The 15,331-nt window shown below is 45.4% G+C and carries 13 protein-coding genes; 5 read left to right on the top strand and 8 right to left on the bottom strand.

Features of this window, described 5'->3' with window-relative positions:
• Window positions 1-23: 23 nt before the first annotated feature.
• Both R7Q47_RS00735 and R7Q47_RS00730 read right to left on the bottom strand, forming a co-directional pair.
• Window positions 24-1,262: a DEAD/DEAH box helicase gene (locus R7Q47_RS00735; RefSeq protein WP_318088504.1), complete on the bottom strand. Its 1,239-nt coding sequence runs from the start codon at window positions 1,260-1,262 to the stop codon at window positions 24-26.
• Between the two features lie 264 nt (window positions 1,263-1,526).
• Complete coding sequence (locus R7Q47_RS00730) at window positions 1,527-2,528, bottom strand: arginine deiminase-related protein (RefSeq protein ID WP_318088503.1); 1,002 nt, start codon at window positions 2,526-2,528, stop codon at window positions 1,527-1,529.
• A 404-nt stretch (window positions 2,529-2,932) separates the two neighbouring features.
• On the opposite strand from R7Q47_RS00730, the gene R7Q47_RS00725 reads away from it, so the two are divergent.
• Complete coding sequence (locus R7Q47_RS00725) at window positions 2,933-4,783, top strand: ABC transporter ATP-binding protein (protein WP_005374597.1); 1,851 nt, start codon at window positions 2,933-2,935, stop codon at window positions 4,781-4,783.
• Between the two features lie 591 nt (window positions 4,784-5,374).
• A complete protein-coding gene (locus R7Q47_RS00720) occupies window positions 5,375-6,082 on the top strand; it encodes a DUF445 domain-containing protein (RefSeq protein WP_005383549.1) in 708 nt (235 codons plus the stop codon).
• A gap of 102 nt (window positions 6,083-6,184) precedes the next feature.
• On the opposite strand, the gene R7Q47_RS00715 is transcribed toward R7Q47_RS00720, so the two are convergent.
• The gene (locus tag R7Q47_RS00715) at window positions 6,185-6,661 is read right to left on the bottom strand and encodes an Lrp/AsnC family transcriptional regulator (protein WP_005374595.1); all 477 of its coding nucleotides are present in this window, start codon (window positions 6,659-6,661) and stop codon (window positions 6,185-6,187) included.
• A 292-nt stretch (window positions 6,662-6,953) separates the two neighbouring features.
• Window positions 6,954-7,202, bottom strand: coding sequence for a hypothetical protein (locus R7Q47_RS00710; RefSeq protein ID WP_005374593.1), 249 nt, complete (start codon window positions 7,200-7,202; stop codon window positions 6,954-6,956).
• 358 nt (window positions 7,203-7,560) lie between these two features.
• On the opposite strand from R7Q47_RS00710, the gene R7Q47_RS00705 reads away from it, so the two are divergent.
• The gene (locus R7Q47_RS00705) at window positions 7,561-8,094 is read left to right on the top strand and encodes a GNAT family N-acetyltransferase (protein ID WP_248486084.1); all 534 of its coding nucleotides are present in this window, start codon (window positions 7,561-7,563) and stop codon (window positions 8,092-8,094) included.
• An 18-nt stretch (window positions 8,095-8,112) separates the two neighbouring features.
• Window positions 8,113-8,547, top strand: a complete 435-nt coding sequence (locus R7Q47_RS00700) for a hypothetical protein (RefSeq protein WP_176311372.1) — start codon at window positions 8,113-8,115, stop codon at window positions 8,545-8,547.
• A gap of 91 nt (window positions 8,548-8,638) precedes the next feature.
• Here R7Q47_RS00700 and R7Q47_RS00695 read toward each other — a convergent pair whose 3' ends face one another.
• Entirely contained in the window at window positions 8,639-8,878 is a 240-nt protein-coding gene (locus R7Q47_RS00695) for an RNA recognition motif domain-containing protein (protein ID WP_005374587.1), read from the bottom strand.
• A 148-nt stretch (window positions 8,879-9,026) separates the two neighbouring features.
• Between R7Q47_RS00695 and R7Q47_RS00690 the strand changes: the two genes are divergently transcribed.
• Complete coding sequence (locus R7Q47_RS00690; RefSeq protein ID WP_017820066.1) at window positions 9,027-9,560, top strand: GNAT family N-acetyltransferase; 534 nt, start codon at window positions 9,027-9,029, stop codon at window positions 9,558-9,560.
• Between the two features lie 124 nt (window positions 9,561-9,684).
• Here the strand turns inward: R7Q47_RS00690 and putP are convergent, their stop codons facing one another.
• From putP to putA, 3 genes are all read right to left on the bottom strand, one after another.
• Window positions 9,685-11,178 (bottom strand): sodium/proline symporter PutP, encoded by a 1,494-nt coding sequence (gene putP / locus R7Q47_RS00685; RefSeq protein WP_005374582.1) that lies wholly within the window; start codon window positions 11,176-11,178, stop codon window positions 9,685-9,687.
• A gap of 136 nt (window positions 11,179-11,314) precedes the next feature.
• Window positions 11,315-12,022, bottom strand: a complete 708-nt coding sequence (locus R7Q47_RS00680) for a 1-pyrroline-5-carboxylate dehydrogenase (protein WP_005383557.1) — start codon at window positions 12,020-12,022, stop codon at window positions 11,315-11,317.
• A gap of 11 nt (window positions 12,023-12,033) precedes the next feature.
• The gene (gene putA, locus R7Q47_RS00675; protein ID WP_318088500.1) at window positions 12,034-15,165 is read right to left on the bottom strand and encodes a bifunctional proline dehydrogenase/L-glutamate gamma-semialdehyde dehydrogenase PutA; all 3,132 of its coding nucleotides are present in this window, start codon (window positions 15,163-15,165) and stop codon (window positions 12,034-12,036) included.
• Window positions 15,166-15,331: the final 166 nt, after the last annotated feature.

Here is a 15,331-nt window from a genome sequence, read left to right as displayed (position 1 = left end):
CGTCAGAGCGTGTTTTTTTTGGTTTACTTCGCACTCGGGGCTGGGCGTTTCGACTTACCTTGGAACTGCTTAATGCTCTTCTTAGCATTAGTTCGGCGGTTGGCTTTTTTATCGCGTGGCGCGCGTTTGCTCTCGCCAGTTGATGGCTTATCCGTTACTGGAAAACCTGCCAGATCTTGCACTGGTAATGCACGTTGAGTCAGGTGACGAATCGCGCTTAGTGCGTCCATTTCACCATGACAAACCAATGACATCGCGACACCTTGTTCGCCTGCGCGAGCGGTACGTCCTACTCGGTGAACATAGGTTTCTGCATACATTGGCAGTTCAAAGTTGATCACTACAGGTAATTGCTCAATGTGAATGCCACGCGCTAGTAGATCGGTGGCAATCAACACCTGAATTTGCCCAGATTTAAACTGCGCCAGTGCTTCTTCTCGCTCATCTTGACTCTTATTGCCATGCAACGCATTGGTTGAGATGCCCGCTTTATTCAGCTTCTTCGCTAAGCCATCGGCGTTCTCTTTCGCACCAATAAAGACTAATGCCTTAGTCCACGCGTTTTTTTGAATCAGTTCAATCAATGCCTTGGTTTTACTGCCTTTGTTGACGAGGTACAGCGTTTCAGCAATATCTTGGTTGGTGCTGTTTTCTTGATGCGCTGCAACTTGCTTTGGTGCCTGCATAAGCAGCTTCGCTTTACCCTTCAACTCATCTGAAAACGTTGCCGAGAACATTGCGGTTTGACGCTGGTTTGAAATCAGCCCCGCAATATTTTGCACGTCAGGCCAAAAGCCCATATCCAACAGACGATCCGCCTCATCCAACACTAGGTAATGGATATTGCTTAAGTCTAAACCGTTGTTTGCCAGATCAACCAAACGACCTGTCGTCGCGACAAGGATATGAGGATTTGTCGCTAGCGCCTGCTGTTGTTGCTCTTTATCAACGCCGCCACACAAACACACTGCGTTGAGTTCAAGAACTTGACCAACTTGGTTAATTGCTTCACTCACTTGCATTGCCAGCTCACGAGTTGGCACAAGAATCAGCGCTTTTTGCTCTGGATTGACACTCAGCTTTTCCAACAAAGGCAAACCATAAGCAAGGGTTTTGCCGCTGCCTGTATTTGCCAAAGCCAATAGATCTTGACCAGCCAACAGCTCAGGAATGGCCAACGCTTGAATATCGGTCGGTTTCTTGAAGTCTTTTGGCAGTGCGTGAATCAGCTCAGAACTCAATGAGAGAGTAGAAAATGGCATTAGCGAAACCTTGTACTTTGGGTTGAAGAAGCAATAAAAATAATGAAGATGCGGTAAAACGCAGGCGCGGACTTTACCACAATCTGCTAGGTGAACCATCCTATTTTAGGCGCTTAAACCAAGCGTCGCCGACGCAAATCGTCAGAAAACTAAAAAGCGCAAAAAAGCCGTTAGTCTGTACTGCCACAGAGCTAACGGCTAAAAACCCTTGAAGAGAACGCTTCATCAGCCTTTCACTGCGGCTGAAAAGAAATGTGCAGTTTATTAAAGCACAGCTTTACGATTCGGTAAGAACACTTCACCCAACATGCAACGAGCCGAACCACCACCAATAGATTCTATGGTAGAAACGTCGAATGGCAGCAATTTACCGTGCGTTGCCAATTGGTTTCTTTGTGCTGGTGAAAATGCATCGTACGCCGATTGCGACATCGCAATCACCTTGTCGCCGTTGATCGTTTCTAGTTGCAGAATGTTACCGCAGAACTGGTTCATCTGATCAAGCGAAATTGAGATGACTTGCTTGTCTTTGGCGAGTGACTTCATTACAAAACGACGCTCAAATTCTGGGATCACTTCGTCACAAATCACGCAAAACTGTTCGCCAACCGCCATCATCACATTGGTGTGATAAATCGGCGCACCAGACGGCAAACGAGTTTGGAAAGAAATCACTCGTTCATAGCCAATACGATCGGCGTAATCTTCTAAAACCAGACGATCACAACGTTGTGAGAGTGCGGCATAGACCGTTTTATTTAGGTGGTCAAACACCATCACACCCGTGCTTTCTAAATACGCTTGCTCGTCAAGATATTCAGTTAGACTGCTGCGTCGATGAACTTCTCGCCCTGCTTGCGCTAGTGCTGCCACAAGCGCATCGGGACGTACTTCTTTTTGACGGTTTTCACAGGCCATTGGAAAAGTGTACAACGTGCCATCTGGCGTAGTGCTAAACCAATTGTTTGGAAATACCGCGTCTGGCGTCGCAACATCTGAAGTTGGATAATCAAACTCAACAACTTGAACGCCCTCTTGACGCAGCGTTGCAACCATACTCGCGAACTCGGCCATTACTCGACGTGAGACTTCTTCTTGGCTGAGTGACACTTTATGTTGGAACTCATTATCTTGTGCGGTTTCTTCATTAAAACGAAACTCTTTCGGTGGCACCATCACTACGCAGTTTGCGGTTTGGCGCTGAGCACTTTGCGTGCTTTCTTCTTTCCCATTAGCAAATTGGGTCACTGATTCGTGTAATAGCATCCAATATATTCCTTATCACTAGAATGAGGAGATTGTAAATTTATTGTTAACTTCAGTTTTGCTGTTTTGACAATTAATTTAATTGCCCAAAAGTAATTTTTGCTGCATTAATTTTATTTTTCCCTAAATTTTATTGTCACTTTGCAGGTTTAAGCTTTTATGGCACCGTGATGAACATGATAAGAATTCATCATAAGAATCAGAACCATAGACAATCACACTCATAACCAACTAGTTACATTTAAGACACAATCGGTTAGACTATTTTTTCGCCCCTCTCGTCAATCGGTCTGCTTTATCGAGGAGCAGGCAAGAAACTCTCATACACGCGGTTTCGTCCAAAGCAGCGTGAATCGATGGATTTAGCCACCCCATATGGCATTGTTTTAACTTTAGGATGAGTTATGTTTAAACGATTTGAAGGCTTTACAGAGCCGTTCCCCAAATCTACACCGGATCAGCCTCCTTCAGGGATGTTCGCTTTTCTGCGTTATTACACTCGTGGTTATGAAAAGCCTTTGATCATCATGTCTTTGATGGCCACAATTGTGGCTGTTGTTGAGGTAATGTTGTTTGGCGCCATGGGACAATTGGTTGATTGGTTGTCTACCAGCAATCCAGAAACGTTCTTACAAGACAACAAATCGGATTTGATTTTCTACGGAGCCTTATTGCTGGTTGTCATGCCTATATTGGTGATCTTGTACTCGTTGCTCGTTCATCAAACGTTATTGGGCAACTACCCAATGTCTATCCGCTGGCTTGCACACCGGTATTTGCTCAATCAAAGCTTGAACTTCTATCAAGATGATTTTGCAGGTCGAGTCGCAACGAAAGTCATGCAAACCTCATTAGCTGTGCGCGAAACCGTAATGAAAGCTATGGATGTGTTTGTTTACGTTACGGTTTACTTCACCAGCATGATCATTATGTTAGCGACGGCAGACTGGCGTTTGATGATCCCAATGATCGTCTGGCTACTCGCTTACATCGCTATCCAAATCTATTTTGTCCCTAAGCTCAAAGACGTCGCTTCAGCGCAGGCCGATGCACGTTCGACAATGACAGGGCGCATCGTCGACAGTTATACCAATATTCAAACCGTCAAACTGTTTTCTCATAGCCAGCGCGAAACCCAATATGCCGAGCAAGGCATGAAAGGATTTTTAAATACGGTCTATCGTCAAATGCGCCTAGTGACCGGCTTCGACGTCGCTGTAGAGATCTCAAACTATATTTTGGTCTTTTCCGTTGCTGCTTTATCGATTTACCTGTGGTTGGATAGTGCCATTAGCGTTGGCGCGATTGCGATTGCTGTTAGTCTTGCATTGCGCGTAAACGGTATGTCGATGTGGATTATGTGGGAAGTTGGCGCCCTCTTTGAAAACATGGGAACCGTTGTCGATGGAATGAAAACGCTTTCTAAGCCTATTGATATTAAAGATAAACCAGGCGCAAAAGACTTGGTTGTCACTGAAGGAGGCATTCACTTTGATAACGTCAGCTTCCATTACGGTGAGAACAAAGGCGTAATTAGCCATCTCGATCTCAACATCAAACCAGGAGAGAAAGTAGGCTTGGTTGGGCGCTCCGGCGCCGGGAAATCGACTTTGGTGAACTTGTTACTTCGTTTCCACGATGTCGAAGACGGCAGCATTAAGATCGATGGACAGAACATATCAGAAGTCACACAAGACTCTTTGCGCTCAAAGATCGGTATGGTGACCCAAGATACTTCTCTGTTACACCGTTCAATTCGAGACAATATTTTGTATGGCAATCCAGATGCGACAGAAGAAGATTTGCTGAAAGCCACTAAGCAAGCGCATGCCCATGAGTTTATCGAAACTCTGACCGACCCATTTGGTAATGTCGGATACGATGCGCAAGTTGGTGAACGTGGTGTAAAACTGTCTGGAGGCCAACGTCAGCGAATCGCAATATCTCGTGTGCTACTCAAAGACGCACCATTGCTGGTACTGGATGAAGCCACATCGGCTCTGGATTCAGAAGTCGAAGCAGCGATTCAGGAAAGCTTGAATGAATTAATGCAAGGGAAAACGGTTATTGCTATCGCTCACCGATTATCGACCATCGCACAAATGGATCGCCTCATCGTGCTAGATAAAGGCAGCATCGTTGAACAAGGTTCTCATCAAGAACTCATTGCGAATAACGGCATTTACGCCCAGCTTTGGGCGCATCAAACTGGCGGATTTATCGCTGAAGAACTAGACAATCAACACGCTTCTTAACGAGTGATAAGCTCAATAAAAACGGCGCTTTAAGCGCCGTTTTTTATTTAAATCCATGGCTAGATGCTCATATAGCCATTGTGGTTTCTCATATATGAAACACTCTCCATGATAAAGCTCACACTTTTTCTGCTAATATACCGCCTCGTTGCGTATCCATTGCAATGAACACAATACAGAGTATTGAGCCGTCTTCATTTGTCATTTCACTTTTTGAGAAACAGCTATACTCAATAGATGGCTTAGTTATTATATTAACAATAAGGTAATTAGCTTATGTGTAAATGTGGTTCAATGCAGATCGTACAACTCAAACCAAGTTGGGCTGACAAGCTATTCGGCTACTCAGAAAGATGGAAATGCCAACTTTGTTGTAAGATCTACCGCATCTAAAATTAAAAATAGAATCTTAGTTTTTCTAAGAAAAAGCAGTGGCCCGACAATGATTGTCGGGTTTTGTTTTTCTGTACATCCATTTTTATCCCTTCGCAACACGGTCACTCATCACGGCAAAACCTAGCATCTTAATGTGACTTAGGTATAGAATCAGGCCCACTTATTCTTTCCGATATTCATATATAACTGGTCACTATGAACAAAAGTTTGCTAACGAATGTCCTCGCTATCGCTTTGATGGCTGGAGGTCATCAATTACAAAACGACTATCTTTGGTATGCAGGGCTGTTTGCGTTCTCAGGCGCCATCACCAACTGGCTTGCCATCCATATGCTGTTTGAGAAAGTGCCTGGATTATACGGTTCTGGCGTGATCCCCGCGCGCTTTGAAGAGTTTAAACTGGCTATCAAAAACTTAATGATGGAACAGTTTTTTACTGAAGCGAACATTGACCGATTCTTGAATAAAGAAATGGCGGGCGGTGTGAACATCGATCTTCAACCAGTAATTGAGAAAGTAGATTTAAATCCAGCATTTGATTCCCTAGTGGAAGTAATTGAAGGCTCTCAGTTTGGTGGCATGCTAGCGATGTTTGGCGGCTCGGAAGCGCTACAACCCATGCGCCAACCTTTCGTCGAAAAGATGCAAGAATCCATCATTGAGTTGAGCAAGAGCGATAACATCAAAGAAGCACTGAAAGAGCAATTCGAATCTCCTGCAATGATGGATGAGATAAAGCAGAACATTGAAGGTATCATCGATCAACGTTTAAGCGAATTAACACCGGCATTAGTTAAAGAAATGGTGCAAAAAATGATTAAACAACACCTTGGATGGCTAGTCGTTTGGGGCGGTGTTTTTGGTGGTTTAATTGGCGTTATCAGCACCTTTATCGGGGCATAATCGCTCACCGATTTATTAAAAAGGAGCTTCGGCTCCTTTTTTAATCGTGAAAAAGTAATATACCAAGCCACGCTAAATAAGGAGGCTCAACACATGCCTCGCCTAACCAAGGAGCTCGGGATTAACACCAAATCCCGTTTTATGTTCTTCTATGACCACTTCACTACGAGTTTGAATCACGCCCGGAAGCGTGCCTAACTTGCTCGACATAAACTCCTGATACGCTTTCATGCTCTTAACACGAACTTTTATCATGGTATCGAAATCTCCAGAGAGCGAGTAGCACTCTTCAATTTCAGGCATCAATTCCACCGCTTTCGCAAACTTTTCAAAAATAGAAAAACTGGTTTGGTCTAAACGAATATGGATGAATACTTGCACATCCAGCCCCAACTTTTCCGCATTCAACTCCGCATGATAACCATTGATATACCCTTCTTTTTCTAGCCGCTTTACACGATCAGAACATGGAGAAGTCGTTAAGTTAATCAGCTTTGCTAGTTCTACAACTGGAATTCTGCCTCTCGAATGAAGCACTCTCAAAATATGTAAATCAATCCGGTCCAATTGATAACTCATTAACCCACTTCCTTGTAACCACTTAGAAAGCATCACATTAATCGTTGCTCAAAAAATTGCAAACCATCAAATGCACAGCATGTGAAATTCAGCAGAGAATAACCAGAAAACAACGAAGGAGGGAAAGAGCTATGATTATTGCCGCTCACTTAGTAACCGTGATATGAAGAGAAAAAGCAACCTAGCGGCTCCCGCGGAGTCGCAAATTTGAAAGCGCATGACACGCCTGTATAGATATGTCGTTCGGGCAACGCCGCCCTATTTAGCCATTAATCATGGCTATCACTCAGAGTTAGAGTGCGGCCGATGTATGCCGTGTAGGATGTGGAACAACCTCTCCAATTGCACGATGATTACAACAACGGCAGTAGTATTGAGGCTCCATCTCGTAATAATGTTCACCTGATACAAATTTCGCCATCAGCTGTGTAAAACTCACCATTTTGCCTGTTAACGAGTCAACAGACTGAGGCTCGCAACGCTTCATAATCACTTTATGTTGCGTTGATTTTCTACAAGCTGCGCAATATATATCCGGCATTTCTCTTCTCCCTACTTTTTCGTCCTACTGACAATTGACATATTTTGTTCAAAATAATTCCACAATTAAAAAGCTCCTTTAATTTTTTGTGCCCTATCTTCAAAAAATTGAACGAAAGTATCAAAAAACTGAGACATTGGTCAGACCTCAACTTTTGTACCATCAATATGAGCAAACGTGCTTATGTGTGTAATAATACGACACATTACACATAAGCAATTGTTCGGGCTTATTATTTAGTAAGGCGCATGACAACTTTACAGCTGGCTAGATCGAGCTTTCGAGACGCCTTGTTATCTTGATTTACCCCGCAAACCAGTTGCTAGCAGCTATAGCCGTCTCATCAAGGAAGAAATGCATGACGATACAACCGATTCTCACTACCGAAAGACTCGTCCTCCGGCCATTCAATATCGATGACTGCCAACAAGTGGCTTTACTCGCTGGAGATAAGCGAATTGCCGACATGACAGCAAACATCCCTCATCCTTATGAGCGACCGATGGCGCAAGCATGGATAGATAGGCACTATCCGATGTATCAGCAGCATCAAGGCGTGGCGTACGCTATTACCTTGCGAAACACTGGGGAGTTACTTGGTGCGGTGAGTTTACCGCGTATCGAAGAGGGGTACGGAACATTAGGCTACTGGGTTGGCGTGCCACATTGGGGGAAAGGCTATGCATTCGAGGCCTCCAAAGCCTTACTCGAATTTGCTCGAATGCACTTTGAGTTAAACGGAATAACCGTGATGCATTTGGTGGACAATCTGCGTTCTAAATCGGTGATCCAAAAACTAAAGATCCCTTACGTCGGTGACAAAACATTGCGCATGCAAGGCAAAGAACGAAAGGTTTGTGTCTACCAACTCACGTTCGTCGCTTCTGAATAAAGTCGAGGGATATGTCGGATGATCATACATGAAACTTCACAAAATCTGCCCAAGAACAACCCTTTATTGCTGGGAACGGTATCGTTGTCGCTGTTCTATTTTTCCGACCTAGCAGACAAGCTCGTCGAGTTTGGACTCTTAGCACTCACGATAATAGGATTGAAACTTCTCTCAACGTACTTCACGCGCCGCGTGTTCAATCCTAAAACGCTAGATATCGATGCAAGCACCAACACCTTGAAGTACCGCCAGGGCTCAACGGTTTACTTCCGTCTACCTCTTGATGACATTGTCAAAGTCCAAATACAGAAAGAGTTCTTCTCTAGCAAAAGTTTGATGCTCTACACAGTCAACGACGCTTACCAAGTGCCGAATTCAAACAATTTCGATTCTCTACAGTTAAAGGATTTAATGAAACAACTTGAAGAGAGAATTGATGATCAATCTCGCTAAAACGAAAAGAGAAGACATTCTAGAATGTTGCCAATTTGGTCTCTAAATAGAAAGACAAAAAAGCCAGCAATAACGCTGGCTTTTCTCTGTGTTAGTCTTGTGCGACTTTCACGCGAATTTTGCTTTTTTCTACGTTCGTCAAATTCAGTGCTTCAAGAGCAGAAATGGCTTCTGCTTCGTCCGGCATGATGACAAAACCGAAGCCTTTCGACAAACCCGTGTCTTGATCAAGCACTAGCGAACACAGTTCTACTTTGCCGTACGCTGAGAATAATTTGCGGATATCTTGCTCGGTCATGTGACGAGCCAAGTTTCTTACTAAAAGTTTCATAATGAACCTAGTTGGTTTGATAACGGTTCGATTCTCTCAGTTTCTCTCTGGCAAACCAAGTGAATAATATGACGGCGTTGACTAGATCATTCTAAGTACATCTGTTTAAATGATTTTCCGTTCATTTTTCACCCATAGGAGAGTCGGCATGGAAACGAAACGTCTCAAACTCATCCCTGCTTGTTTAGAACGAGCCGAAGAGGCGCATCAAGCTGTCGTTCGCAGCCAAAAGACTCTCGAAGTCTATCTGCCGTGGGTGCCTCATGTGCTGACATTAGAAGCGATGATAGAAGGGACAGAGAAAGCCATCGCAAACTTTGAAAACTTCGAAGAAGAGCTGCGTTACTACATCATTGAAAAGGAAAGCGATCGCTTACTGGGTGCGGTCGGCTTGATGATTCGAGATCCCGACGTACCATCCTTTGAGATAGGTTATTGGTTAGATAATGCTGCCGTTGGCAATGGTTATGTTGCCGAGGCTGTGCTCGAAGTTGAGCGCTATGCGTTTGATGACTTGGGCGCCAAGAGAATCGCAATTCATGCTGATAGCACCAACCAAAAGAGCCGGGCTGTAGCCGAGCGCTGTGGTTATGAGTTCGAAGGAGAGCTCAGAAACGAACGTCTTACCACATCGGGAGAGCTGAGTAACACCGTTATTTACGCCAAAATTCGTCGCGACTAACACTCCAATCTAACCGAGCAATGCTAAGCTCTGATCTCAAGCTACCACCATTAACGTTAATTAAGTTTCAGATAAAACAAAGCCCGCTAAAATAGCGGGCTTTGTGTTCATATACGGGAAGTTACTAGTCTAGTTCAACCAGTTTTTTCTCGAACGACTGGTGTTGGTCTAACACGTCTTGCGCAGCACCACCCGTTGCTTTACTTACCACAATGATGGCAAGCGTAGAGAAGATGATGCCCGGTACGATTTCGTACACATCAAACCAACCGCCAGTTAGCTGCTTCCAAACTACGATAGTGATACCACCAACAAGAATACCTGCTAACGCGCCGTTACGGTTCATACCGCTCCAGTAAAGGCTAAGTACAACCGCAGGACCAAATGCCGCACCAAAACCAGCCCAAGCGTAAGATACAAGACCGAGTACTGAGCTATCAGGCGTCATCGCTAGGAATAGCGCAACAAGCGAAATAACGATAACACCGATACGACCAATCATTACGATTTCTTCAGAAGACGCTTCTGGCTTGAATACTTGCTTGTAGAAATCTTCTGCAAGCGCTGAAGATGAAACAAGGAGCTGTGAGTCAGCGGTACTCATTACCGCCGCTAGGATTGCTGCTAACAACATACCCGCAACGACAGGGTGGAATACTGCGTTAACCAATAGCATGAAGATCTTCTCGCCGTCTTCTAGTTGAGTACCCGGATGACCCGTAACCCAAACCAGACCAACAAGACCAACAAGCATTGCACCAACCATAGATAGTGCCGTCCAAATCACTGCGATACGACGTGCAGTCGTTAGATCTTTGTTTGAACGAGACGCTTTAAAACGCGCTAGGATGTGTGGCTGACCAAAGTAACCAAGGCCCCACGCCGCTAGAGAGATAATGGCAATCGCAGACAATGGTTCGCCTTTCGCGTCATTCCATAGCGTTGCAAGTTCTGGGTTGATGTCATGTAGATCAGAACTTAGCTGACCTAAACCACCGTCCATTACCGCTATAGGAACAATCATTAGCGCAGCCGCCATTAGCAGACCTTGCACTAAGTCAGTCCAAGATACCGCTAGGAAACCACCGAATAGTGTGTAAGAAACGACACACACCGTACCGATGATAACAGCGTAGGTGTAATCTAGACCGAATACCGTCTCAAACAGTTTGCCCCCTGCGACCAAACCTGAGCTGGTGTAGAAAAGGAAAAATAGAAGAATGAAAAACGCAGAGATTGTCTGAATCAGTTTCGACTTATCGTTGAAGCGACGTGACAGGAACTCTGGCAACGTTAGCGCGTCAGTTTGGATACTGTAGGTACGGAGGCGTTTTGCACTGATGAGCCAGTTTGCCCATGTACCAAGAAGTAGACCGCCGGCTAACCAGAAGGCCTCGATACCCGCAGCGTACGCATAGCCAGGCAAGCCTAGCAGCAACCAACCACTCATGTCTGAAGCACCTGCAGATAATGCAGCAGGCCACGGACCTAGGCTACGGCCACCTAGGAAGTAGTCAGATGAATTGGAAGTCCTCTTATACGCGTAAACGCCAATAGCAACCATAATCAGTAAATACGCCACAAAAGTGGACGTGATAGCAAAGCTATTTTCTATCATTAGATAGTCCTCGTTATAATTATTTCCTTCCTTGCCTGCCCTGATATTTTACCGTCTCAGCAATACATCAGAGTATAAAAAACCAATCTGGACCGGCTCTCAGTCCAGTTACTCCAGATTGGCATTACAAGTCAGGTTAGTGAGTTTCGTTCCCCAACTCGAGTAGAGTTGCGTTACCACCCACCGCGGTAATATTTATCGTTCGAGTGCGCTCAGTAATGAAGCGCAACGAGAGATGAGGATCATGAGCCAATTTCGGTGACTCTAAATCCGTTTCAGAAACTAAGCCGACGATTGCACCGTCACGCTTAGCTAGTTGAAGATTGAGCGCATGCTCAACCTGTGAACGCCCAACATAACCCACACTACGTACATCGCTCTCAAGCAACGGGGCAGACGCATCGTACGCAACAACCTGGACTAAGTTAGATGGGAAGTTTGCCAACGCTACAGCTTGCTTAACCAATTGGTTTAGCTCTGCATTGTCACTGCAAACGACCACACTGTTGCCTGCAATTAAGGCACAGGTGATCATCGCAAAAGCACTGTATAACGCATTATCAGCAGGCTCGATGTTGTTTTCACAAATCACCAAAGCCACACCGCGTCCTGCGGCATACAGTTCGTTAGTTTCCCCTGTAGGGCCAACTAACTGGTGAGTTTCTGCAAGAAGAGCTGATGCTTGTTGCAAGTGGTAAGAAACCACTTTGGCAACAGTAGACTGCTGCCCTTCTAGTGCAGATTTAAATGCCAGAACATGCTCGCATTTGTAATCAAAATCAGTCAGATTCCACTGCTCCCACGCAGAGAATGCATCTTTAAAATAGGTGATCTGATGAACCATAATGCGACTCCTTATGCGTTTTCTGCTTGAGCAAGAAGATGTTGAGTAAATCGGAATAGGTAGTGTGGACCACCAGCTTTCGGGCCAGTACCCGACAAGCCTTGACCACCAAACGGCTGTACACCAACCACAGCGCCAACTTGGTCTCGGTTGATGTAGCAGTTACCTACTCGTGCATGTTTCTCAATCCAACGGTACGTGGTTTCGTTACGGCTATGGATACCCATCGTCAAGCCAAAACCCGTTCTGTTGATCTGCGCAACCACGTTCGGTAATTCAGACGCTTTAAAGCGAACAATGTGCAAGATTGGACCAAATTTTTCTTCTTTCAGCACATCGATGCCCGAGATTTCAAACGCACTTGGTGAGACAAAGTCACCATGCTGGCACGATTCATCCAGCTGTAGCTGAGCGACTTTAGTCTGTGTTTTGCTCATTTGCTCAAGGTGAGCGAGGAGTTTTTGTTTTGCATTGCTGTCGATAACCGGACCAACATCTGTTTTGTGTAGGTAAGGTAAACCAACATGCAGTTCATTCATCGCACCCTGAATCAGGTTGATCATACGGTCTGCTACATCTTCTTGTACAAATAGAACACGAAGGGCAGAACAACGCTGACCAGCAGATGCAAACGCCGAACGAATCACATCACGCACCACCTGCTCTGGCAATGCAGTACTGTCCACAATCATTGCGTTTTGGCCACCTGTTTCCGCAATAAACGGAACTGGTTTCGCGCTGCGCTCCGCGAGCGTAACGTTAATGCGTTGCGCCGTTGCCGTTGAGCCAGTGAATGCCACACCAGCAATAGCATCATGAGAAGTCAGTGCATGACCAATCTCAGCGCCGCGACCAGTAAGTAACTGAATCACACCTGCAGGGAAGCCAGCATCAAGCATTAGTTCAATAGCGCGAGCGGCAATTAAGCTTGTTTGCTCAGCAGGTTTTGCAACCACTGTGTTACCCGCAATCAGTGCTGCCGTCACCTGACCAAGGAAGATAGCCAACGGGAAGTTCCAAGGGCTAATACACACAAACACACCAAGACCTTCACGGCTAGAAATGCGTTTCACACCGTCAAAACCTTCTAGCTCAAATGGCTGTAGGTTTTGCGCTTGTTTCGCGTAATAACGACAGAAATCCACCGCTTCACGAACTTCATCAATGCTATCGTGAATCGTTTTACCCGCTTCTTTGTGACAAATCGCCACCAGCTCAGCCAGATTTTCTTCCATTAAGTCAGCAAGCTTTTCTAAACAAGCCGCTTTTTGCTCAACAGGAACGGCTTTCCAATCAGAGAAAGCAGTTTGCGCCGCATCAATTGCAGCGGAAACGTGATCAAGAGTTGCAAATGCCACTTTGCCGACTTCAATTCGGCGATCGTATGGTGCGGTGATGATCTCAGCCGAATTTTCCTTGATCATGCTTTCGGCAAAGCGTTCACCATTGATCATCGGGCCTGCAACCCACTGATTGTCCATGAAGCTTTCGACCTGAGCTTCAAATGGCTTCGCTTCACTGTCGATGTCGATGTTGACGCCATATGAGTTCTTACGCTCAGGGAAAATGTCGGCAGGTAATGGGATCTTGTCGTTGTGTAGCGTGTCAAAACCCGTCAACACATCCACAGGGTGATGAGTCAACTCGTAAATTGGACAACGCGCATCAACTAGACGGTGTACAAACGAGCTGTTCGCACCATTTTCAAGCAGACGACGAACCAAGTACGGAAGAAGATCAGCATGGCTACCGACAGGAGCATAAATACGTACTGGCTGACCGTACATTTTCATAACATGGTTATACAGTGAATCACCCATACCATGCAGGCGCTGGAACTCGTATTCTTTGTGCTCCGCCATGACAGCAATTGCCGTAACCGTGTGAGCATTGTGGCTTGCAAATTGTGGGTAGATATTACCGCGAACACCTTCGCTAAGTAGGAAACGAGCACAAGCTAGGTATGCAACGTCCGTCGCTTCTTTGCGAGTGTATACTGGGTAATTTGCATAGCCCGCTTGTTGAGACCACTTGATTTCGCTGTCCCAGTACGCGCCTTTAACCAAACGCAGAGGAATAACGTCACCTTGCTCTTTTGCGAGTGCATTTAGCCACACTAAGACTGGTAGCGCACGTTTTGAGTAGGCTTGAATAACCAAACCAAACTTGCCCCAACCTTTCACAAGATCGCTACGGTACACTTTCTCAAATAGCTTCAGAGAAAGCTCAAGGCGATCCGCTTCTTCTGCATCGATTGTGATTGCAACGTCGACTTCAATTGCACGTTTCAATAGCTGCATTAGTGAGTCATACAACTCTGTCATTACACGTTCTTCATTTGCGACTTCGTAGCGCGGGTGTAATGCAGAAAGCTTGATGGAAATCGAAGGCGCAGGGCTGGTGTCGTTACCGTAAGTCTCGCGACCCACCGCTTCGATCGCCATTAGGTAATCTTTGAAGTACTTGTTCGCGTCCGCTGTAGTTAACGCCGCCTCACCTAACATATCAAATGAGTAGGTGAAACCTTTGTCGCGCATTGGACGACCGTTCTTTTGCGCTTCTTCGATCGTACGACCACGAACAAACTGGTGACCCATGATCTTCATTGCCTGATACATGGCTTTACGAATCACAGGCTCAGAGAATTTATTTACCAGACGGTTTACAGCCTGACCTGGGCTCTGGGTGCCTTGCTCACCAAGACCAACCACTTTACCTGTTAGCATGAGGCCCCATGTTGATGCGTTAACAAACACAGAGTCAGAGTTTTTCAGGTGAGATTTCCAGTCTGCGACACTCAACTTATCTTTAATCAAAGAATCTGCTGTCGCGGCATCTGGGATGCGCATTAATGCTTCTGCAAGACACATCAGCAAGATACCTTCTTGAGTATCTAAGCTGTATTCCAGCAATAAAGCATCAATCATCTGGATTGACTTCTTATCGGCACGAATGGCTTCGATAAGGTGGGTCGTTTGGGTAGTGATCGCCGATTTTTCATCCTCTGTAGGCGTCGCTAGTGGCAATAGTTGCTCTAGCCATTGAGACTCGTCCACCATATATAATGGCGAGATCAGTGACCACAACTTATCAAGCGGCTGCCCGATAAATTCCGGTGTCAACACGTTCGTAGCTGTAAACATGTGTGTTCCTCAATCTCACTCCTCGAAAACCGCTTCGAGGATTATCAATGGCTGGCAGTGTATTTTGAGGCCGATAAGAATACTTGTCAAAAACTACGACATTTTTGCCAAAAACTCGCTTTTATAACAAAACATCCACATAGTCACATTCAAATAGGTAATATTT

The organism is Vibrio sp. Vb0349, from assembly GCF_033338975.1.
The sequence above is the reverse complement of the archived record's forward strand: the minus strand, read 5'-3'. Positions and strand labels throughout refer to the sequence as shown.

Excerpts from the sequence above, each read along its gene's own strand:
- R7Q47_RS00730 (WP_318088503.1), bottom strand. The coding sequence starts at position 2,528 with ATGCTATTACACGAATCAGTGACCCAATTTGCTAATGGGAAAGAAGAA.
- R7Q47_RS00710 (WP_005374593.1), bottom strand. The coding sequence starts at position 7,202 with ATGCCGGATATATATTGCGCAGCTTGTAGAAAATCAACGCAACATAAA.
- R7Q47_RS00690 (WP_017820066.1), top strand. The coding sequence starts at position 9,027 with ATGGAAACGAAACGTCTCAAACTCATCCCTGCTTGTTTAGAACGAGCC.
- R7Q47_RS00725 (WP_005374597.1), top strand. The coding sequence starts at position 2,933 with ATGTTTAAACGATTTGAAGGCTTTACAGAGCCGTTCCCCAAATCTACA.
- putP (WP_005374582.1), bottom strand. The coding sequence starts at position 11,178 with ATGATAGAAAATAGCTTTGCTATCACGTCCACTTTTGTGGCGTATTTA.
- R7Q47_RS00680 (WP_005383557.1), bottom strand. The coding sequence starts at position 12,022 with ATGGTTCATCAGATCACCTATTTTAAAGATGCATTCTCTGCGTGGGAG.
- R7Q47_RS00700 (WP_176311372.1), top strand. The coding sequence starts at position 8,113 with ATGATCATACATGAAACTTCACAAAATCTGCCCAAGAACAACCCTTTA.
- R7Q47_RS00735 (WP_318088504.1), bottom strand. The coding sequence starts at position 1,262 with ATGCCATTTTCTACTCTCTCATTGAGTTCTGAGCTGATTCACGCACTG.
- R7Q47_RS00715 (WP_005374595.1), bottom strand. The coding sequence starts at position 6,661 with ATGAGTTATCAATTGGACCGGATTGATTTACATATTTTGAGAGTGCTT.
- R7Q47_RS00720 (WP_005383549.1), top strand. The coding sequence starts at position 5,375 with ATGAACAAAAGTTTGCTAACGAATGTCCTCGCTATCGCTTTGATGGCT.
- R7Q47_RS00705 (WP_248486084.1), top strand. The coding sequence starts at position 7,561 with ATGACGATACAACCGATTCTCACTACCGAAAGACTCGTCCTCCGGCCA.
- putA (WP_318088500.1), bottom strand. The coding sequence starts at position 15,165 with ATGTTTACAGCTACGAACGTGTTGACACCGGAATTTATCGGGCAGCCG.
- R7Q47_RS00695 (WP_005374587.1), bottom strand. The coding sequence starts at position 8,878 with ATGAAACTTTTAGTAAGAAACTTGGCTCGTCACATGACCGAGCAAGAT.